At 53.8% G+C, this 19,116-nt stretch carries 18 protein-coding genes, 1 tRNA gene and 1 pseudogene; 13 read left to right on the forward strand and 7 right to left on the reverse strand.

Annotated features, from left to right (window positions below; translation table 11 throughout):
- Nucleotides 1-777 precede the first annotated feature (777 nt).
- The 3 genes from A7P99_RS05115 (at nt 778) to A7P99_RS05125 (ending at nt 3,134) form a co-directional block, all read left to right on the forward strand.
- Nucleotides 778-1,467: a hypothetical protein gene (locus tag A7P99_RS05115; protein WP_067449180.1), complete on the forward strand. Its 690-nt coding sequence runs from the start codon at nt 778-780 to the stop codon at nt 1,465-1,467.
- A 527-nt stretch (nt 1,468-1,994) separates the two neighbouring features.
- A complete protein-coding gene (locus tag A7P99_RS05120) occupies nt 1,995-2,837 on the forward strand; it encodes a hypothetical protein (protein WP_153705574.1) in 843 nt (280 codons plus the stop codon).
- Nucleotides 2,838-2,849: 12 nt separating this feature from the next.
- A complete protein-coding gene (locus A7P99_RS05125; RefSeq protein WP_067449176.1) occupies nt 2,850-3,134 on the forward strand; it encodes a hypothetical protein in 285 nt (94 codons plus the stop codon).
- A gap of 345 nt (nt 3,135-3,479) precedes the next feature.
- On the opposite strand, the gene A7P99_RS05135 is transcribed toward A7P99_RS05125, so the two are convergent.
- A tRNA-Leu gene (locus A7P99_RS05135) sits at nt 3,480-3,564 on the reverse strand.
- A gap of 373 nt (nt 3,565-3,937) precedes the next feature.
- Between A7P99_RS05135 and A7P99_RS10225 the strand changes: the two genes are divergently transcribed.
- The 5 genes and pseudogenes from A7P99_RS10225 to A7P99_RS05160 form a co-directional block, all read left to right on the forward strand.
- Nucleotides 3,938-4,135, forward strand: a complete 198-nt coding sequence (locus tag A7P99_RS10225; protein WP_067449172.1) for a hypothetical protein — start codon at nt 3,938-3,940, stop codon at nt 4,133-4,135.
- Between the two features lie 64 nt (nt 4,136-4,199).
- Nucleotides 4,200-5,219: an NYN domain-containing protein gene (locus A7P99_RS05145; RefSeq protein WP_369799381.1), complete on the forward strand. Its 1,020-nt coding sequence runs from the start codon at nt 4,200-4,202 to the stop codon at nt 5,217-5,219.
- A gap of 382 nt (nt 5,220-5,601) precedes the next feature.
- The gene (locus A7P99_RS05150) at nt 5,602-5,949 is read left to right on the forward strand and encodes a hypothetical protein (protein WP_345840828.1); all 348 of its coding nucleotides are present in this window, start codon (nt 5,602-5,604) and stop codon (nt 5,947-5,949) included.
- Nucleotides 5,950-6,070: 121 nt separating this feature from the next.
- The gene (locus A7P99_RS05155; RefSeq protein ID WP_067449168.1) at nt 6,071-6,517 is read left to right on the forward strand and encodes a GatB/YqeY domain-containing protein; all 447 of its coding nucleotides are present in this window, start codon (nt 6,071-6,073) and stop codon (nt 6,515-6,517) included.
- Between the two features lie 100 nt (nt 6,518-6,617).
- Nucleotides 6,618-6,941 (forward strand): annotated as a pseudogene (locus A7P99_RS05160) (hypothetical protein); the annotation flags it as partial.
- A gap of 129 nt (nt 6,942-7,070) precedes the next feature.
- Here the strand turns inward: A7P99_RS05160 and A7P99_RS05165 are convergent.
- From A7P99_RS05165 to A7P99_RS05185, 5 genes are all read right to left on the reverse strand, one after another.
- Nucleotides 7,071-7,700, reverse strand: a complete 630-nt coding sequence (locus A7P99_RS05165) for a DUF421 domain-containing protein (protein ID WP_067686728.1) — start codon at nt 7,698-7,700, stop codon at nt 7,071-7,073.
- Between the two features lie 102 nt (nt 7,701-7,802).
- A complete protein-coding gene (locus A7P99_RS05170) occupies nt 7,803-8,645 on the reverse strand; it encodes a mechanosensitive ion channel family protein (protein ID WP_067449162.1) in 843 nt (280 codons plus the stop codon).
- A 152-nt stretch (nt 8,646-8,797) separates the two neighbouring features.
- Nucleotides 8,798-9,802 (reverse strand): BtrH N-terminal domain-containing protein, encoded by a 1,005-nt coding sequence (locus A7P99_RS05175; protein WP_067528455.1) that lies wholly within the window; start codon nt 9,800-9,802, stop codon nt 8,798-8,800.
- A gap of 527 nt (nt 9,803-10,329) precedes the next feature.
- Nucleotides 10,330-10,878: a methylated-DNA--[protein]-cysteine S-methyltransferase gene (locus tag A7P99_RS05180; RefSeq protein ID WP_231863735.1), complete on the reverse strand. Its 549-nt coding sequence runs from the start codon at nt 10,876-10,878 to the stop codon at nt 10,330-10,332.
- A gap of 87 nt (nt 10,879-10,965) precedes the next feature.
- Entirely contained in the window at nt 10,966-11,223 is a 258-nt protein-coding gene (locus tag A7P99_RS05185) for a SemiSWEET family transporter (protein ID WP_064090438.1), read from the reverse strand.
- A 262-nt stretch (nt 11,224-11,485) separates the two neighbouring features.
- On the opposite strand from A7P99_RS05185, the gene parC reads away from it, so the two are divergent.
- From parC to A7P99_RS05210, 5 genes are all read left to right on the forward strand, one after another.
- Nucleotides 11,486-13,798 (forward strand): DNA topoisomerase IV subunit A, encoded by a 2,313-nt coding sequence (parC, locus tag A7P99_RS05190; protein ID WP_067449157.1) that lies wholly within the window; start codon nt 11,486-11,488, stop codon nt 13,796-13,798.
- Nucleotides 13,795-15,402, forward strand: coding sequence for a PAS domain-containing sensor histidine kinase (locus A7P99_RS05195; protein WP_067686731.1), 1,608 nt, complete (start codon nt 13,795-13,797; stop codon nt 15,400-15,402). Before parC ends, A7P99_RS05195 begins: the two co-directional genes overlap by 4 nt.
- Nucleotides 15,395-17,005 (forward strand): sigma-54 dependent transcriptional regulator, encoded by a 1,611-nt coding sequence (locus tag A7P99_RS05200; protein WP_067528452.1) that lies wholly within the window; start codon nt 15,395-15,397, stop codon nt 17,003-17,005. Before A7P99_RS05195 ends, A7P99_RS05200 begins: the two co-directional genes overlap by 8 nt.
- Before the next feature lie 234 nt (nt 17,006-17,239).
- The gene (locus A7P99_RS05205) at nt 17,240-17,656 is read left to right on the forward strand and encodes a hypothetical protein (RefSeq protein WP_067686733.1); all 417 of its coding nucleotides are present in this window, start codon (nt 17,240-17,242) and stop codon (nt 17,654-17,656) included.
- A gap of 60 nt (nt 17,657-17,716) precedes the next feature.
- Nucleotides 17,717-18,460: a class I SAM-dependent methyltransferase gene (locus A7P99_RS05210; protein WP_067449151.1), complete on the forward strand. Its 744-nt coding sequence runs from the start codon at nt 17,717-17,719 to the stop codon at nt 18,458-18,460.
- Between the two features lie 250 nt (nt 18,461-18,710).
- Here the strand turns inward: A7P99_RS05210 and A7P99_RS05215 are convergent, their stop codons facing one another.
- The gene (locus A7P99_RS05215) at nt 18,711-19,100 is read right to left on the reverse strand and encodes a hypothetical protein (RefSeq protein ID WP_064083976.1); all 390 of its coding nucleotides are present in this window, start codon (nt 19,098-19,100) and stop codon (nt 18,711-18,713) included.
- Nucleotides 19,101-19,116 lie beyond the last annotated feature (16 nt).

Genomic DNA, 19,116 nt, shown 5'->3' on the forward strand with positions numbered 1-19,116 from the left:
CACTCACACACCCAAACTATGCAGCTTCTTTGCAACAATCCCACCAAATCCGTGCCATTCAAGCAAAACTATTTATCCAAGCCGCGCCCCAGGCAAAGCCCCAAGCAATGGAACAGCCAAATAACGGCATAACCAAATGGAAAAGGCTACCTAAAAGCAACACCTGCAGCAAAGCAACCTCATGACTTGCTAAAAAGGGCAACGCCGATTAGGTAAAGCCCAAGATTGGCCAACAGCAGCAGCTGTCTTTTGTAGAGTGCAAATGCAGCAGCGGAGAGCAGCTAGTTTCAGGTAGCCTGCAGGCAAGATTGCAACTCATGCCAACAGTTTCTTTCTTTTTATCGCTTCTTATCGCTCCTATACAAAATAAATTCTTTTCACGCCAACCAATATGTAGTAAAATAAAAATTTTAGCTTCGACCGCCAGGCTTTAACCTAGGCGGTCGCGGTGCTTCCGCTTCGTCCGAGCCAATGTTTTAGCTTCACCGAAGCTTACGCCTTTAGGTAGCCTGCCGCATACGGAAGTTCAATATTATTTCAATAATCAACAGAAGATTGACAAGCGCAGGGCAAACATTTACGTCTGTGTGCTTTCAGGCTACCTGAAAACGGGCAATGCAGGTTTCTGCGGAGCTGCAAATTTAAGATGTACGGCAGATGAAGATTATCGATATATCGCTGGATGGCGTTGATGTCTGCGTGGTTTTTAGGTAGCCGCGTAGGTAGCAAGTGCCCGACCTATGCTTGCTGTAACAATCCTGTTAAAAGGAATTTGAGATGGATAAACAACAGCCTTCAATACATAAAAATGATCAAATATTTGGGGCCGAACCTCAGCCCCCATCTCATCAAATAAGTTACCTGAAACGTTTTTCTCCATGGCTATGGGGCATATCCATTTGGGCGGTGTTGCTGTATGTATTAATTAATATCCCCTTTACAAGAACAATTATCTTGGGAATATTCCAACCATCATCCTATAATAGTTTCCCCTTAGGTAAAAACGGACAGATCGAGATCAATAAAAATATTTATATCAAGCACTCATACTGTCTTGGAATGAACATAGATTTTATTAATGGCTCAACAAAACTAAAAGCAGGGGATAAAGATAAAATTAATACATATGACGATAAATATTTCACATCATTCCATAACTTACAAGGACTAGCCCCTACAGAATATAGACAAGAAATGTACTCTATAAAACTGGAGATATATAAAATTACTGGAATTGAACAGAATTTAATAAACCAAAGAGAATATACAAATTTAGATATAATTGATGGATGGGATGGAAGATCAAAGAATTTAAATGATATTTCATCTTATTTAAAGTTTGGATGCTTTTATTTGCGACCTGGAAGATATAAATTTAAAATCAGTGATAATAGCAAATATATAGATGATTTTAAAGGAATAAATACCTATATAGGTATTAATCCAGATTATTCTCTACCAAAATAACCTTATGACAAGTGAAAGGAAATGATTATGGCTAATGATACGTACACTCTTACTATTAGGAGTGCCCCATCAGGGACACCTAAACCTGGAGGAAAACATTCTCTACCAGGGCATATGTGGTACGAGTTACACCAATCAGGAAATTTTATAGCTAGCTTTGGTTAGTCTGCTGAATCAGATACGGGGGAAAAAGGTCATGTAAATAGGCATGATAACGAATTTTATATAGCAGATAAAGATCATCCCATTACCTCTATTACACTGGAAATTTGATTACTTAATGAATAACTTCTCTAAAGAAGCCAATAACAATCAATTATGGCTTGATGGCTTCCACTCTGGATACAGTCTCCCTACTAATAGCTGTAATAGATTATATAGGGACAGCTTTATATCGTATTGGTTTAGCTGATCGATTTTTTGGTGGAATGCCCGGTGCTTTACCAAGTAGCCCCGAAAACCTAAGAGCATTCCTTGATCAATTAGCAAAACATGCTCTACCAGGAACAAAAATTCATGTTGAGAATATGCCTACAGATACCATGGGAGATCGAAAGATAAATAGATTTGATAACCTTGGCACTATTCCATCGTTAGAAAGAAAATACGAATCCTATGACATTACCGTTCCGGACAACACTCCCTCTAAACACCTTAAAAAACAGCATTGGGTAGATGGTGGCAAACTCAAAAAATGGCATGAACACGCCAATAAAGGCAAAAAATACCACATCGTCGACCCCCTCGCCCTAGACCTTGATGGCAACGGTATCAGCACTGTGGCCGCCAACCAGTTTTCAGGTAGCCTCTTCGACCACGACGGCGACGGTATCCGCACCGCTTCAGGCTGGGTAGGCAAAGAAGGCGGGCTGTTGGTGTACGACCGCAACGGCGACGGCATCATCAACAACGGCAGCGAGCTGTTCGGCGATGCCACCCGCCTGAAAAACGGCGGCATGGCGGCACACGGTTTTGCCGCGCTGGCCGATTTGGACGACAACGGCGACGGCAAAATCGATGCGGCCGACAAGGCGTTCTCTTCATTGCGCGTTTGGCGCGATCTCAATCAAGACGGCATCAGCCAGGAAGGCGAGCTGCTCACGCTGGAGCAGGCTAAGGTGCGGTTGCTCAACACTCAATTTCGCAACACCAACCGCAGCCTGGGCGACGGCAACACGCTGGCGCAGGAAGGCAGCTACACCACCACTGACGGCCAGACCCGCCAGATGGGCGATTTGCTGTTGGCCAACGATCCGCTGTTCAGCCGTTTTAATAATAAAGTGGCGCTGACTGCTGAGCAACTGCAAAACACACTCTCCCAATTGCAGGCTTTGCGCAACGGCAAAGTAAACATTTCCCCCGAACTGTAGGCCGATTTTGACATGCTACAAGACAAAATCCGCTTGCTGGATGCCTTCACCGGCGAAGATTCCCGCACACTGAGCTACGGCACACTGGAACAAGTGAAAGAAATTATCCGCGTGGCCAACAACACTTACGCCCAGCTGGAGCACAGCCTCTACCAAGGCCTGCTATTCCAAACCTGCCTGAAACCCTATCTGAATGCCGTAGGCCTCCCACAATCGCCTCTGTGCTTTACCGTGATAGCGGTAATTGTAGACAAAATACCGTGTGCTGCCTCGGAAAATAGGAGCAACGACAAATGATAGCCCTCCACCGTCGGCCAAGGTCTGTTTTTTTCTTACCGGGTTTGAGGCTTTTAATCTTGTGGTCACTTAATAACATAACATTTCCCTTATTGGCAGAATAACCGTTTATTTTAGTCATACTCTCTCTCAATTTGCCATACTAGGATGTTGGTGCTTTTGCCAGTTATCTTAACCATGCACCTACAAAAGCACCAACTGATTGATGTGGCTTTTGGAAAACAAGGGAAGATTTGTAAAGATGGAAAGTTAAAATCAAAACAAATCAATCGATTGAATTTAAATTACTTTGCAGTTTTTAGTGGGTACGGGAAGATAAAAAAATAACCGCTGAAAAGCGGTTTGTGGTGCCCAGGGTCGGACTCGAACCGACACACCTTGCGGCGGGGGATTTTGAGTCCCCTGCGTCTACCAATTTCGCCACCTGGGCAGGTGATGAGGAAACGGCATTATAGGCATTTTTCCACGTTTGTAAAGTTTTTTACCTGCACATCCGCCGTTTTGCCGTTTAAAACCGAGTTTTCAATGACAATAAAACCACAGCCCTACTCCGCCGTGCTGCCTTTTGGCTGGCCAAAACCTCATTTTGTGCGATGGTGGAGTTCTAGTTTGTACTTATTAAGTATAGCAGATTGGCTTAAATCAGGACAAGTTAACAAGCCACAGGGTGCAGCTAGCATAGCGAGCCAACGCAGTACTGGTTTAAAGTGAATCCACTATATATAATCGCCGCATATGCATACCAATACTCCTTATCCGCAGCCCTCCTGCTATCGGACGGTTGCCCATCCAAACCACCTGCCGTGCCTGAAGTGTCGGCATCTTCGGCTTCTACCACCTCTGCTGTTGCCAGCCGGTTTCACGGCACAGACATCAGCCAAGACCCTAGCGGCAGCGAATCCACCTCCACCTACCGCAACGGCTGCTCCGTGGTGATGGGAGCCGTCAGTCAAACCGCCATCCATCTGGTGGAAGACCTCAAAACCCTGTTAAACCAATAGCCTTAACACCAAAGGCTACCTGAAAACCATTTTCCAGGTAGCCTCAACCCAGAAACCAAACACCATGCAGAAAAACGACCAACAAGCCCGCCTCGCCGTCCTCATCGACGCCGACAACGCCCCCGCCGACATCATCGACCGTCTGCTCGAAGAAATCGCCAAATACGGCATCGCCAGTGTGAAACGCATTTATGGCGATTGGAGCCACGGCCTCTCCAAATGGAAAGCCGCCCTCCTGCCGCACGCCATCATCCCCGTGCAGCAATTTGCCTACACCAAAGGCAAAAACGCCACCGACATGGCCTTGGTAATTGATGCGATGGACTTGCTCTACAGCGGCAATTTCGACGGCTTCTGCATCGTGTCTAGTGACTCCGACTTCACCCGCCTCGCCAGCCGCCTGCGCGAAAGCGGGCTCACTGTATACGGCTTCGGCGAAAAGAAAACCCCCACCGCCTTCCGCAAAGCCTGCGACAAATTTATCTACACCGAAATCTTCCTGCCCGAAAAACAGCGTGCCAACAAAGAGCGCGGCAACGGCAAAGCCCCCGCCGCCGAAGAAAGCAACAACACACCCGACGCCCTGCCCCTGCTCAAACGTGCCGTACGCGAAAACGCCGACGACCTCGGCTGGGCCAACCTCGGCCCCATCGGCAGCTACATCAATAAAATCAACCCCGATTTCGACTCCCGCCTCTACGGCTACGGCAAACTCTCCGACCTCATCAAATCCTTCGACATCTTCGAACACCGCACCGACAACAACCAGCTCCAAGTGCGCCGCAAAACCGAATCCCACCCCGAAAGGCTACCTGAAAATCAAAACGAGCAACGCGAAGCACGGCAAAGCCAGAATGAACGAAGCGAAGCCCGCCCCAACCCAAACGAGCCGCGCCAGCAAAGCGACCAGCCCACCGAAAGCAAACCCGCCAAACGCAAACCCCAGTCCGCCAAAGCCGAAGCCAGTTCGTCCAAAGCCGCCAAACCTTCCTTCACCAAGCTCATTCCCGCCGTGCAGCAGGCCATCCAAGCCACCGCCGACCCCGACGGCTGGGCGCGGCTGGGCGACGTAGTCAAGACGTAGTCAAACAGCTTCCCGCCGCCATCGACCCCATCCAATACGGCTGCGCCAACGGCCGCGACCTCATCCACTCCATCTACAGCGACTGGGTGGAAATCAAAAAAGCCGGTCGCGGCGAACGCATCCGCATCAACAAAGCCTTTATCGTGAAAAACGAACAAGCCTAGCCAAGCAAAAGGCTACCTGAAACAAACAAAACCGATTGCTGTCAAGCCAATTCAGGTAGACTCATAAATAAAACATATCATGCTGTTATTTACATATAATTGCGACTCTTTCATCTACAGCATCGTCCAATACTTCGCCGAGTTCGGCTAGGAAATCAGTGTGCGCCGCAACGACGACATAGCGCTGGACGAAATTGTCGAACTCCGGCCCCAATACCTTGTTATCGGCCCCGACCCCTGCTCGCCCAAAGAAGCCGGCATTTCCGTGCTCCCCTCTGCGCCGCTTTGCCGGGCAGATTCCCATTTTGGGCGTGTGCCTCGGCCACTCAAGCTCGGCGGCCGCATCGTGCGTGCAAAAGCTGATGCACGGCAAAGTATCGCCCGTGTACCACACCAATAGCGGCGTACTCGCCGGTCTGCCCAAATACCTCGACATCACCGTCTGGGCGGCAGACGGTAAAATCATGGACGTGCTCCATAAACAACACACCGTAGAAGGCGTACAATTCCACCCCGAAACCCTGCTCACCGAACATGGCCACGATATGCTGGCTAACTTCATCTAAAGAGCACGCGGCCGCAATAGCCAGTGAGCCTAACTTCCGCTCCCGCGTTGGCTCGCTTCGTAGCAAAACCAAAGGCTACCTGAACCCCCAAATTCAAACCTCAAACAAAAAGGAGAACACCATGAGCCTGAAAACCCGCCTCACCGAAGACATGAAAACCGCCATGCGTGCCAAAGACACGCTCACTCTCTCCACCATCCGCCTGGCCAATGCCGAAATCAAACGCTACGAAGTGGACGAGCGCGCCGAAGCCGACGATGTCAAAATCACCGCCATGCTCAGCAAAATGATTAAGCAGCGCAAAGAAAGCGCCACCATCTATCACGAAGCCGGCCGCCAAGACCTGGCCGACAAAGAGCTGGCCGAAGTGGCCATCCTCCAGCGCTACCTGCCCGAAATGCTGTCTGAAGCCGAAATCCAAAGCGCCGTGGCCGAAGCCATTGCCCAAACCGGCGCATCCGGCATGGCCGACATGGGCAAAGCCATGGGCGTGCTGAAAAAACGCCTCGCCGGCCAGGCCGATATGAGCGATGTAAGCCGCCTGCTCAAAACCGCCTTGCAGAAATAGCAAATGCCAAAGGCTACCCGAACAAAGATGCCGACAAATTTTAGGCTGCGCTCTCAGGTAGCCTTATCTTTTCCCGCAAAGAAACCCCCATTCCCCCACCAACTACCACAGCAGCATGAAATACGTTGTCCCCGTGCGTCGCACATTGGACGTACGCACCGCGTTCAACGTGTTGGGCCCGCTTACCAACCTCGCTGGAGCTGCTAGCCAGCTCATCGGCGTGTTTCACATTGATTTGGTAGGCATCCTCTCCCACGTGTTCCAGCAGCTCGGCAGTAAACACGCCCTCGTGGTGCACGGCAGCGACGAGCTCGACGAAGGCGTGGACATAGCTCGCAAAGCCATCGACAGCAAAAAAGCCCGCGCCAAACGCGAAGAAGTGGCCGCCTTCTCGCAAAAACTGGCCGCACAGCAGGCGAAATAATGCAGATAAGTTTCAGGTAGCCTTTAACAGGTTGCTTGAAATGCCAGCAAGGCTACCTGAAAAGGAAAGGCTACCTGAAGTTTCAGGTAGCCTTTCTGATTGAGTACAGGGCAAAACGTCAGCCTACACCTACTCATACCCCGTAACGGTAATCTTACCGCTATCGTATTCCGCAAGAAATACCGTGCTAATATCTTCTATCCCTTGCTCTTTCAATTCAGACCGCAACCACTCTTCATCTTTATCAATCATCTCCAGCGTAGTAGGCTGGATATTGCCATCAGTAATCAGCGGATATTTCTGGTTTTCTTCGCCAAAAGAGGTGACGATGAGTTGCCCGTCCTGTTCAAGAATGGCTTGCTTAACATCTTTTATCGTATAAATGCCCTGCATACGCAGCTTAAAGGACAAATCATTGGCCGAGATGCCTACTTTACGCACCGCGTCCACATCGATTTTGCCGCGGGAAATCAACATTACAGGCCGCCCGTCCACTAATCTCTTAACCAAATTGTTATGTTTTTTCAACCAGCGCAGCGATAAAACCGCTGCAAACCAAATGGCCAAAATCAACATAAATACGGGAATGGAAATATCGGTGTTGTAGATAACGCCACCCACAATCCCGCCAAGCACATAGTTTTGCACTTGGTCACTGGCCGAAGCTGGCGCAAGATTGCCCTTGCCGGTCAGGTTAATAACCAGCACCAGGGCCAACAGGCCCAGGATAAGTTTGATTGCAACGATGACATAAAACATATGGTGTACCTCATAAAACGGTATCGTACGATATGGCTGAAGCAGCCTGCCCGGCATTAGGGCAGGCCTCAGCTATCAACGATTAAATTTTTATACTTTTAATCAGGCCTGAGAAATAATATGGACATCCCGCTGCGGGAAAGGAATATTGATATTGGCAGCGCGCAGGTTTTCCACCACCTGTTCGTTCAAGCCGAAGCGGAATGCGCCCAAATCGGCTTCGTTCGTCCACGCCCACAATGTGATTTCGATGGCGCTGTCGCCCAGGTTGGTGATGTATGCCACGGCCTGCCTGTCTTTGGTCTGCACACACAGGGGATGCTCTGTGGCGGCTTTCAATACGGCGGCTTTAGCGGCTTTCAGATCGCAGGCGTAATCCACGCCCACCACCACTTGGGCGCGGCACAGCGGGTCGGAAGAGCGGTTCACAATGCTGTTGCCCATCACCACGCTGTTGGGCAGGATGACTTCTTCGTTGTCTGGCGTATGCAATGTGGTCTGCACCATTTTGATTTCGCTCACGGTGCCTTCAAAGCCGTTCACCCTAATGAAATCGCCCACTTTGAACGGTCGGAACAGGATAATCAGCGCGCCTGCAGCGAAGTTCGACAGTTGGTCTTTCAGCGACAGGGCGACCGCCAAGCCCGCGCCGCCGATTAAGGCGGTAACCGATGTGGTGGGGATGCCCAGCTTGCCCAGTGCAGCAATAATAATGAGGATTAACAAACCAATATTAGCCACATTACCGAGAAAGCTGACCAGCGTCTTATCCACTTTGGCACGTATCAAAGTGCCCTTCATCAAAATAACGAGGCGGGCAGCTATCCATTTACCAATAAGGAAAATCGCCAGCGCAGCAACCAAATTGGTGCCAAATGCCATGCCGACTTCGGCAAGGTGTTCCCAGCCGGAAACTGAGGAGAGTTGTTGAATATCTAAATCCATGATTTTTGTATGTGTGTGGTTGAAAAAGAGAATTCCAAACAAGTAAATCTGAAAATCAAAGCAGTAGTTTAGAGTGAGTAACTCAGCATTTAATAAAACTATCTGCAAAGGCTACCTGAAGTTTCAGGTAGCCTTTCATCTTGCGCTCTAGCTTATTTTGCAATATGCAGCAAGCCGCGCCACAGTTTTTCTTCCCTATCCGCAATTTCGCGCAGAAAGGCAGCGATTTGGGCGCAGCCTTGTTCGCTCGGGCGGCAGCATTGTTTCACGCACTGGCTGGCCAGCTGCCGCCATTGGTCGCCGATGGCGGTCATTTCCTGCGAGGCAGTTTGCAGGGCGGGGTTGGCACAGGCATCGGCGGCCTGCTCTAAAAAATAGGCGTAAATATAGCGGAAGCCGGCGCCGCCGGTGCCGATTTCTTCCTGCATGCGAACGAGATGACCGAGCCACAGCTTTTGGTATTTTTCCGGCTCTTGCGGCAAGCGTTCGATTTTCTTGGCCACGGTGCGGATGCCGCGCACGCCCACGAAAAACACGGGGGCGAGCATTTGTTTGGCGTTTTTGCGGATGGCGGCATACAGCAGGGCGGGCAGGCGCTCAGCCAGCTGCTGTTTTTGCGGCAGGCTGGCGGTGTCGAGCGTGTACATCAGGCCTTTGCCGGCCAAGGCACCTTTGGCAAAGCGGGCGCGCTGCAAATCGGCGGCGGCGCAGCGCTGGGGCGTTTCAAACACAGGGTCGCTGATTAAATAATCCTCGCCTTCTCGGCCATACACCAAAAGGTTGTGGGCGTTGAAATGAAAGCGCATTTCGGGCGGGAAATAAGGCAGCCAATACACAGAGGTTTGCAAACCGGCAATCTGCCCGCGCAAAAGCGCCTCATCCAGCGCGGCCGCACCACGCTCGGCTTGGGCGAATTTGCGCATATCCAGCTTCACACCGAGGGCGCGGCAAACGTTTTTGATGATGCCGCGCGGGGCGATGCGGTAGGAAATCAGGGGCATGCTGTTGAGCTTGACCACGGGCAAATACACAAAGGTGAGCGCGTGAGCCAGCCCGAACACCATGGCTTCGTTCATGGCGCAGCCGTGGTGGGTGAGAAGGGTGGACATCACGCCGCTTTCGCAGTGGGCGGTGTGTTGGTGGGTGAAGGTAGTCATGACGTTGGCGTTGGTTGCGGGGAGGCAGATGATACGTGAAAAATGAAGTGGATGGAATTTCAGGTAGCCTATATTACGGCAGACGGGATAAAACCTACTGCTTCAGGTAGCCTTGGACATCTAACAAGATAAATACAGTTAACTCTCCCCTAAACCTATCGGTCTTGCCATCTGTCTGCTGGCACAGCCGAGCGGAGCGCGGTTTTTCGGGGAACAAGGGCTTGCATGTTCGAAGCGGCGCAGCCGCAAGTTACGAGCCCGCCCGAAAAACCGCGTGGAGTGAGGGAAGTTTGGCGAAGCCAAACCTGTGCCCGCAGTCGCCTTTCTTTTGCTTCCTTTTCTTTGGCGAAGCAAAGAAAAGAAAGTGCCCGCGCCGGCATGAGGCGCAAAGGTGAACAGATTGCACATAGTAAATGGCTACCTGAAAAGCTAAAAAGTTCGAAACTGCAAATGTCAGCATAGACCCACCGGGTTCACTCTTTCAGGTAGCCTTTAGCGCACGGGCAGGCTACCTGAAACGCCTCTATTTAGCCCAGCAAATCGGGCTGAACCTGATGCCTGCCCTGTTCGTGGTCGAGCAGCCATTGTTTGCGCTGTAGGCCGCCGCCGTAGCCGGTGAGGCTGCCGTCTTTGCCGATGACGCGGTGGCAGGGAATGAGGATGGAGAGGCGGTTGGCGCCGTTGGCGGCAGCCACGGCGCGTACGGCGGCAGGTTTGCCAAGCTGTTCAGTCAGCGCCTGATAATGGGTGGTTTCGCCGTAGGGGATGGTTTGCAGCGCACTCCATACCCGCCGCTGAAACGGGCTGCCGGGGGCGTGCAGCGGCACGCTAAACTCGCGGCGCGTGCCTTGGAAATATTCGCCCAGCTGGGTTTGCACCAGTCGGGTGTGTTCGTTTTCGCCCTGTTTGGTTTGGCAGCCGAGCAGGCGCTGAAGGTCGCGCAATTCATCGTCGATGCGCTGGCTGCCGGCAAATTCGAGCAGGCACAGGCCGCGTTCGCTGGCGGCGGCAAGGATATTACCTAAGGGCGAGGGGAAGGCGTGCAGATAGAGCATGGGCTTGGGGTTGGATGGCATTGGGCAGAAACTCTGCAATGTTTTCAGGTAGCCTGCCGTGTTGGCAAAAGGCTGCCTGAAAACGTGGCTGCTGCGAAGTTTAAAGGTTTACAGAGCAGTGATAAAGGCAATCAAACCAAACACAATGCCAGGCGCATTAGCCAGCGCCACGGGAATGTCGCGTGGGGTTTTGAACAGGCCGTAGGTGGTCCACAGCGTGCAGTTGATGGCGGCCACCAGTGGCTGAATCGGGCTGCCTTTATGTCCGGCCAGGTTGTTGGCTATCTGCGGGATGTAGGCCACATACATGCCCACGGCCATAATGGTGGCCACCACGGCCAGAATGCGGATTTGCTTTTCGTTCATTTTTGCCTCTTTGAAAAGAGTGAATCAGACGTTTCATGCCGGTATGCGCCGGCTTCCCGGTTTCAGGTAGCCTGCATCCATGCAGGCTACCTGGAAGCGCACAATTATAAAACTCCCTCCCCCACTGCCCACAAGACGCACTACAAAACTTAACCTGTTCTCCCGCGATGGTTTCAGCTAGCCCCACCGCCCCGCAGGCTACCTGAAAACCCTTGCTTGCTTTACAATTACGGCGTTTAGCAACCGGAACACCAGCCACACCATGCCAGAAAACACCGCATCCGCCGAAAACAGCGACATCTTGCTGCTCGCCCCCTACGCCGAACGCGCCTACCTCGAATACGCCATGAGCGTGGTGAAAGGCCGCGCCCTGCCCGACGTGGGCGACGGCCAAAAGCCCGTGCAGCGGCGTATCCTGTTTGCCATGAAGGAAATGGGGCTGGCCGCCAATTCTAAGCCGGTGAAATCCGCGCGCGTGGTGGGCGAAATCCTGGGCAAATACCACCCGCACGGCGACGCTTCCGCCTACGACGCCATGGTGCGCATGGCGCAAGACTTCACCCTGCGCTATCCCTTAATCGACGGCATCGGCAACTTCGGCTCGCGCGACGGCGACGGCGCGGCCGCCATGCGCTACACCGAAGCCCGCCTCACCCCGATTGCTGAGCTGCTGCTTTCCGAGCTGCATCAAGGCACGGTGGATTTTGTGCCGAATTACGACGGCGCGTTTGAAGAGCCCGTAGCCCTGCCCGCCCGTCTGCCCATGGTGCTGCTCAACGGCGCCTCCGGCATCGCCGTGGGCATGGCCACTGAAATCCCGCCGCACAACCTAGGCGAAGTTACCGCCGCCGCCGTGGCCCTGCTCAAAAAGCCCACCCTCACCACCGCCGAGCTGATGGAGCACATTCCCGCCCCCGATTTCGCCGGCGGCGGCCACATCATCACCCCGGCCAAAGACCTGCTCCAGCTCTACGAAACCGGCAAAGGCAGCATCCGCGTGCGCGCCCGCTACGAAATCGAAAAACTGGCGCGCGGCCAATGGCGCCTCATCATCACCGAGCTGCCGCCCAACACCAGCGCACAGAAAATCCTGGCCGAAATCGAAGAGCAAACCAACCCCAAGCCCAAATCCGGCAAAAAACAGCTCAACCAAGACCAGCTCAACACCAAAAAGCTGATGCTCGAGCTCATCGACAAAGTGCGCGACGAGAGCGACGGCGAACACCCCGTTCGCCTCGTGTTCGAACCCAAATCCAGCCGCATCGAGCCGGATAACTTCATCAACACCCTAATGGCGCAAACCGGGCTGGAAGGCAATGTGCCGGCCAATTTGGTGATGATCGGGCTCGACAACCGCCCCGCGCAGAAAAATCTGAAAACTATTTTGCAGGAGTGGCTCGATTTCCGCGTATCCACCGTAACCCGCCGCCTGCAACACCGCTTGGAACAGGTGCTCAAACGCATCCACATCCTCGACGGGCGCATGACCGCCTTTTTGCACATCGACGAGGTTATCCGCGTTATCCGCGAAGCCGACGAACCCAAGCCAGAATTGATGGCCGCCTTCGATCTCTCCGAAATCCAAGCCGAAGATATTTTGGAAATCCGCCTGCGCCAGCTTGCCCGTTTGGAAGGTTTCAAACTGGAACAGGAATTGGCTGATTTGCGCGAAGAAGAAGGCTACCTGAAAAACTTATTGGCCAACGAAGGCGCGAAGAAAAAGCTCATCATCAAAGAGATGCAGGCCGATGCCAAGCAATTTGGCGACCCGCGCCGCACGCTGGTGGCCGAAGCCGAACGCGCCGCGCTCACCCATACCACGGCCGACGAGCCGGTAACGCTTATCCTGTCGCGCCAGGGCTGGATTCGCAGCCGGGCCGGGCATGGGCTGGATTTGTCGGCCACCGCGTTTAAAGAAGGCGACGAATTACAGCAAACGCTGGAAACGCGCACTGTCGACCCGGTAGTGGTGCTCGACACGCTCGGCCGCAGCTACACCATCGACCCGGCCGAAATCCCCGGTGGGCGCGGCGACGGTGTGCCGCTGGCCTCACTCTTAGAATTACAGCCGGACGCGTCGGTGCTCACCATGCTGGCCGGGCAGCCACAAGAGCACTACCTGCTCGCCGGCAGCGGCGGCTATGGCTTCATCGTCAAACTGGGCGATTTGGTCGGCCGCGTTAAGGCGGGCAAGGAAGTGGTAAAACTGGAGGCGGGCGAAACCCTGCTGATGCCGCAGCCGGTACGCCAGTCTGCACTGATCAACCCTGATTGCCGATTGGTGCTGGCCAGCGCGGGAAAACACCTGCTCGCCTTCCCGATTGGCGAATTGAAAGTGATGGCCAAAGGGCGTGGCCTGCAACTGATGTCTTTGCGTGGCAACGACTCGCTGCAACTGACCGCCTTGGTGTCCACCCCCGATTTCTGGGTATGCAGCCGCGGCAAACGCGGTGCGGCACACCGCGAACGCTTACGCGTGCAGGACATTGAAGGCAAACGCGGCCGCAAAGGCCGGGTGCTGAATGTTTCAGGTAGCCTCATCAGCCTGAGCAGCACGAAGGAGGGCGAAGCATGACCCAACTGCCGAAACCGTATGCCCCCAACGAATGGGACAGCCAACTCGACCGCCTGCCCTGGCTGATGAACATCGCCCGCGTGAGCCTCTTGCTCTCGCTGCTCACCTTCCACGTGTTGGTAAATGCCTACGGCTCAAATGTGGGCATGGCTAGGCTGGCCTCAATGCCCATTTTCAGCAGCCGCTTCTATATTTGGGCAGCAGTATACGGAGGGCTAATCGTGTTCAGCATGGCGTTTCCCAACTGGCAGCAACAAAGAAACAATCTGCCCAACATCAGTGCGGTGGTCGACATCACTATGATGGTGATACTGATGCACCTAGCTGGTGGCATTGCCTCCGGCTTCGGCATCCTCATCCTGCCCTTTATCGGCGTATCCTGCCTGCTCAGCCACGGCCGCTACCCGCTCCTATATGCCTCCTACGTTGCCCTCCTGTTGTTTATCGGCACTTGGCTGCATTATTGGCCGTTTGAAGCCAACAGCCAAGCCGGCAGCAGTGCGATTATCCATACCATCGTGCTCTCGGCGGTAGGCTATCTGGTGGCGTTGCTCACCTCGTTTTACGCCTCTTTCCTCAACCGCGCCTCCTCCACCCTGAGCAAACACCGCCGCGCCTTCGACCGCCTCAAAGGCCTGAACGAACTGGTGCTCAACCATGTGGCCGAGGCCGTGGTGGTGGTGGACACCGGCAGCCGCATCTGGCTGATGAACCGCCAGGCCGGCCACTATTTTCCCTATGTGCAACTCGACCGCTACGAAGAAATGTTTACCCTCCTAGTGAAACGCTGGCAGCGCACCCCCACGCGCAATTTCATCACCCATGCCGAGCTGGGTGGGCAAGGCGTACAGGTGCGCGCCCGCCCATTGGTGCGCGAAGACGAATCGCTGCTGATGCTGTTTATTCGCTCCGACCAAGAAGTGGCTGTGGAAGCCATGGCCACCAAGCTGGCTGCGCTCTGCCAACTTACCGCCAACCTAGCGCACGAAATCCGTAACCCGCTCTCCGCCATCCGCCAATCCAACAGCCTCCTGGCCGAAGAAAACGAAGACCCTATGATCTCCAAGCTGCACGGCATCATCGACAACAACATCCAGCGCATCGATAAAATGCTGGAAGAAGTGAGCAGCCTGAACAAGAGCGACCGGCTCGACGCCCAAGTGATCAGCCTGATGAAATTCTGGTTTGATTTCAAACAGGAATTCCTGCTCACCCGTCCCGAAGCCAAACACGCCGTACACCTTTATATGCAGGGCGGCACACTAAAAGTGTATTTCGATAAAATGCACTTGCAGCAGATTATGTGGAACCTCATCAACAATGCCTGGCAGCACGGCAGCAAGCAGGCTGATTCCATTACCGTATTGGTTAAGCCCACCGACGACAACGTATCCGTATCGCTCACTGTGATGGACGACGGCCCCGGCGTATCGCCCGAAAACCAGCCGCGCCTGTTCGAACCGTTTTTTACCACCCGCGCCGAAGGCACCGGGCTGGGGCTGTATGTGGCACGCGAATTGGCGCACGCTAACTCCGGCCAGCTTCATTATCATCCCGAAATCAAGGGATTCGAACTAATTATGCCGAAAGATATCAATGAGTAAACAAAGCCTGCAAAAACCAGTATTGGTTGTGGACGACGAACAAGACATCCGTGACCTGATGGAAATGACCCTGATGAAAATGGGCCTGTCGGTGGAAACCGCCGAGGGCGTCAATGCCGCTAAAAAGTGGCTCGACAGCAAAAAATTCTCCCTCGTGCTCACCGATATGCGCATGCCCGACGGCTCCGGGCTCGAAGTGGTGGAATATATTAACGAAAAAGAGCTCGACGTGCCCGTGGCCGTAATCACCGCCTTCGGCAATGCCGACCAGGCCGTGCAAGCCATTAAAACCGGCGCCTTCGACTACCTGCAAAAGCCCATCACCCTGGCGCAACTGCGCACCCTGGTAAAATCCGCCATCAAAATCCACGAAGAAGACAGCCACCCTGCCCCCGCACCGGCCAAAGAAGACAACAGTGCTCAAGCAGAAAGCGCAGACGAAGGGCTACCTGAAAGTGAAGATAGTGAGTTTCATCCAGAGCAAAAGCCTCCCGTAGCAGAATCACAAGACAGCAAGGCTGCCAGCCGCAAGCTCCAGCCTGCGGCCGACAAACAGCCTGCAGCCAATCCCGAAGACATCCCCCGCCTCATCGGCCGCTCCCCGCAAATCGAAGAAGCCCGGCAGATGATCCGCAAGCTAGCCCGCACCACCGTGCCCGTATATATCGCCGGCGAATCCGGTTCCGGTAAGGAACAGGCCGCACGCAGCATCCACGAACTCTCCGAGCGGCGCAGCCGACCCTTTGTAGCCGTAAACTGCGGCGCTATCCCCGAAAATCTGATGGAAAGCGAATTCTTCGGCTACAAAAAAGGCAGCTTCACCGGCGCCGACCAAGACCGCCTCGGCTTCTTCCAGCACGCCCACGGCGGCACCCTCTTCCTCGACGAAGTGGCCGACCTGCCCCTGCACATGCAGGTGAAACTCCTGCGCGCCATTCAGGAAAAAGCCGTGCGCCGCATCGGCGACGCGCAAGAAGTGAAAGTGGACGTGCGCATCATCTCCGCCACACATAAAGACCTCGCTGGCCTCGTGGCCAAAGGCGCATTCCGGCAAGACTTGTTCTACCGCCTCAACGTCGTCTCCCTCACCATGCCGCCCCTGCGCGAAATGCGCGAAGACCTGCCCCAGCTTATTACCCAGCTCTTGCGCAAACACCGCCAAGGCGGTGACTACACCCTCACCCAGCCCGCCAAACAGGCGCTGTTGCAATACAGCTATCCCGGCAACTTCCGCGAGCTGGAAAACATCCTCGAACGCGCCGTCGCCCTGGCCGCCGACAACACCATCGACGCCGCCGACCTCCAGCTCTCCAGCTCCCCGCTATTGGAAGAAGATGACAACTGGGGCAGCGCCATCGACGCCGTCGGCCAAAACAGCAGCAGCGCCGAAACAGCTGCTCCCGAAAGCAGCGGCCAGCTCGACAACCTACCCGGTTTTGTACTCGGCCGCACCCAAGTGCAAGACTATCTCGACGATGTGGAACGGCTGATTATCGAGCAAGCCCTGCAAAAAACCCGCTACAACCGCACCCAAGCCGCCAAACTGCTCGGCATCAGCTTCCGTTCCATGCGCTATCGGATGGAGCGTTTGGAAATTGAGTAGCCGCATAACTTGGCTGAAATGAAGCAATAAACTTTCAGGTAGCCTTTGAGGCTACCTGAAAGTTTATCCACATGAATATAAAATATTTTCACAACCAAACCCTTGAAGCACCAAGTACTCGTTCCCATTCAGGCTCCAATCCAAAGGAGTAAAATAACCGCTATCTTTTTAGGCAATCACTGGCCTGCAGATAAGGCTACCTGAAAGCCAAAATCCAGATACAAGGAAAAGCCAATGTGGAAAAAACCGAATCCTCGCACACTGGACGGCTTGCTCGCCGCGCTGTTCTATGTGCCGATGCTGGTACTGTTTATGGTTTATGCCGATTGGTATGGTTTGAGCCTGTACATCCTGCTGATGCTGCCCACGCTAGTTGTGCACGTGTTCGGCCTCAAATGGAAAGAATTCAAACCCTATCTGACCTCAGGCATTTCACTCAGTGCCAATATGGCACTATGGTGGGTATTCCTTCAACCCAACACAGACGCGCTGTTTATTTATCTTATCGGGATGTGTGCCTGGTCTCTCAGCTTTTTCTGGCTGTTGATTACCCAGCGTGATTGGGAAGGCAGCAATAAAGGCGCATTTTGGCGAGAATTTCTGATGACAGGGGTAGGTTTTGCGCTTGTTTGTTTTGCCTCATTATTCTAACAAACACACTCACCGCTACAACTGAAACTCTTACCTCCTCACACCAGACAATAAGCCACCATGCACCCCATCCCGCTCATCACCCCCTCCCCACACACCCTGCCCGACTACGCCCGCCATTCCGCACTGGCCGTTTCCGACACCCCACCTGCCTCCGGCCTCTACCTGGCCGCCGAAGAACACGGCATCGTGTTGCACCGCGCGGGCGACAAAGGCAGCGTGTGGGTAGATTTCACCGCCGGCGCGGCGCAGCATAGGCGGCTGCACGGCGGCGGCGAGTTGCTGGCCAAAGCCGTCGGCCGCGGCAAACAGCCCACCGTATGGGACGCCACCGGCGGACTCGGCCGCGATAGTTTTGTTTTGGCCGGTTTGGGGCTGAACGTGCATATTTTCGAGCGGCATCCCGCCGTATACTGCCTCTTGGCCGACGGCCTCGCACGCGCCCTGCTCCACCCCGATACTACCGAAACCGCTTCCCGCCTCACCCTGCACCACGCCGATGCCGCCGAATATATGCCGCGCCTGGCAGCCGAAATCGGCCGCCCGCAAGTGGTTTATCTCGACCCAATGTACCCCGAACGGCGCAAATCGGCAGCGGTAAAAAAAGAAATGGCTTTTTTCCACGAGCTGGTCGGCACCGCGCAAAACGACTCTGCCCTGCTCGATGCCGCCCTCGCCACAGCCACCGTCCGCGTGGTGATCAAACGCCCGCGTCTGGGCGATTTCCTGTGCGACCGCAAGCCAGATTACCAATACACGGGCAAATCAACCCGGTTTGATGTGTATAACGGGGGTGGTGCTTAACCCAAGCCGTAGGATTGGTATATGTTGCCTCACGTAAACTGCATCGGATTAAATGTGCTATCTAGCCCTTCTGTTTAAAAAGGCTACCTGAAAACCCAGTACAGCGTTTTCAGGTAGCCTCGGAATGGCTTTCAATATTTCAGGTAGCCTTTTCCCAAAGGCTACCTGAAAGCAAAATCTCAATTCCATTCAAACCAAAACCTCCCGCCGCCCCATTCGGGCAGCAGGAGGTTTCATTTTTCATCCAGCCTTAACGCTGCTGGTTTTGCAGCAAAGCAGCACGTTCTTTGAATGCTTCGTTTTCCTGCGGAGTCAGTATCCACATTTCCACGATATTGCCCGCCCCGTTGCGGCGCAGAGCCACGATGCGGCCGGTGTAGTTTTGCAGCTGGCCGTGGGTAATGAAGCGGTTGTTCTCGTCTTTAATACGCACACCCTGCACCATATCCACAGTTTTCGCGCCATCATCCAGCCAACCTAAAGTCAGGGTGCGCAGCCAGGAAAAGCCGTCGGTAGTGAGCGTAACCTGCGGGAAAGAAGCAGATTTCAGCACGGCCACTTCCATGCTGTCGATAGGAAAGCGGTGCGCCCAAGCGGTGCTGCTCAAGGCCAGCAGCAAAGCCAGCAAATATTTTTTCATGTTTCGTCTGCCTGTG

It is taken from the genome of Eikenella sp. NML120348 (assembly GCF_001648435.1).
Lineage (GTDB): Bacteria > Pseudomonadota > Gammaproteobacteria > Burkholderiales > Neisseriaceae > Eikenella > Eikenella exigua.

Coding starts and splice junctions, on each gene's coding strand:
- A7P99_RS05115 (WP_067449180.1), top strand. CDS start 778: ATGGATAAACAACAGCCTTCAATACATAAAAATGATCAAATATTTGGG.
- A7P99_RS05120 (WP_153705574.1), top strand. CDS start 1,995: ATGCCTACAGATACCATGGGAGATCGAAAGATAAATAGATTTGATAAC.
- A7P99_RS05125 (WP_067449176.1), top strand. CDS start 2,850: ATGCTACAAGACAAAATCCGCTTGCTGGATGCCTTCACCGGCGAAGAT.
- A7P99_RS05145 (WP_369799381.1), top strand. CDS start 4,200: ATGCAGAAAAACGACCAACAAGCCCGCCTCGCCGTCCTCATCGACGCC.
- A7P99_RS05155 (WP_067449168.1), top strand. CDS start 6,071: ATGAGCCTGAAAACCCGCCTCACCGAAGACATGAAAACCGCCATGCGT.
- A7P99_RS05165 (WP_067686728.1), bottom strand. CDS start 7,700: ATGTTTTATGTCATCGTTGCAATCAAACTTATCCTGGGCCTGTTGGCC.
- A7P99_RS05170 (WP_067449162.1), bottom strand. CDS start 8,645: ATGGATTTAGATATTCAACAACTCTCCTCAGTTTCCGGCTGGGAACAC.
- A7P99_RS05175 (WP_067528455.1), bottom strand. CDS start 9,802: ATGACTACCTTCACCCACCAACACACCGCCCACTGCGAAAGCGGCGTG.
- A7P99_RS05180 (WP_231863735.1), bottom strand. CDS start 10,878: ATGCCATCCAACCCCAAGCCCATGCTCTATCTGCACGCCTTCCCCTCG.
- A7P99_RS05185 (WP_064090438.1), bottom strand. CDS start 11,223: ATGAACGAAAAGCAAATCCGCATTCTGGCCGTGGTGGCCACCATTATG.
- parC (WP_067449157.1), top strand. CDS start 11,486: ATGCCAGAAAACACCGCATCCGCCGAAAACAGCGACATCTTGCTGCTC.
- A7P99_RS05195 (WP_067686731.1), top strand. CDS start 13,795: ATGACCCAACTGCCGAAACCGTATGCCCCCAACGAATGGGACAGCCAA.
- A7P99_RS05200 (WP_067528452.1), top strand. CDS start 15,395: ATGAGTAAACAAAGCCTGCAAAAACCAGTATTGGTTGTGGACGACGAA.
- A7P99_RS05205 (WP_067686733.1), top strand. CDS start 17,240: ATGTGGAAAAAACCGAATCCTCGCACACTGGACGGCTTGCTCGCCGCG.
- A7P99_RS05210 (WP_067449151.1), top strand. CDS start 17,717: ATGCACCCCATCCCGCTCATCACCCCCTCCCCACACACCCTGCCCGAC.
- A7P99_RS05215 (WP_064083976.1), bottom strand. CDS start 19,100: ATGAAAAAATATTTGCTGGCTTTGCTGCTGGCCTTGAGCAGCACCGCT.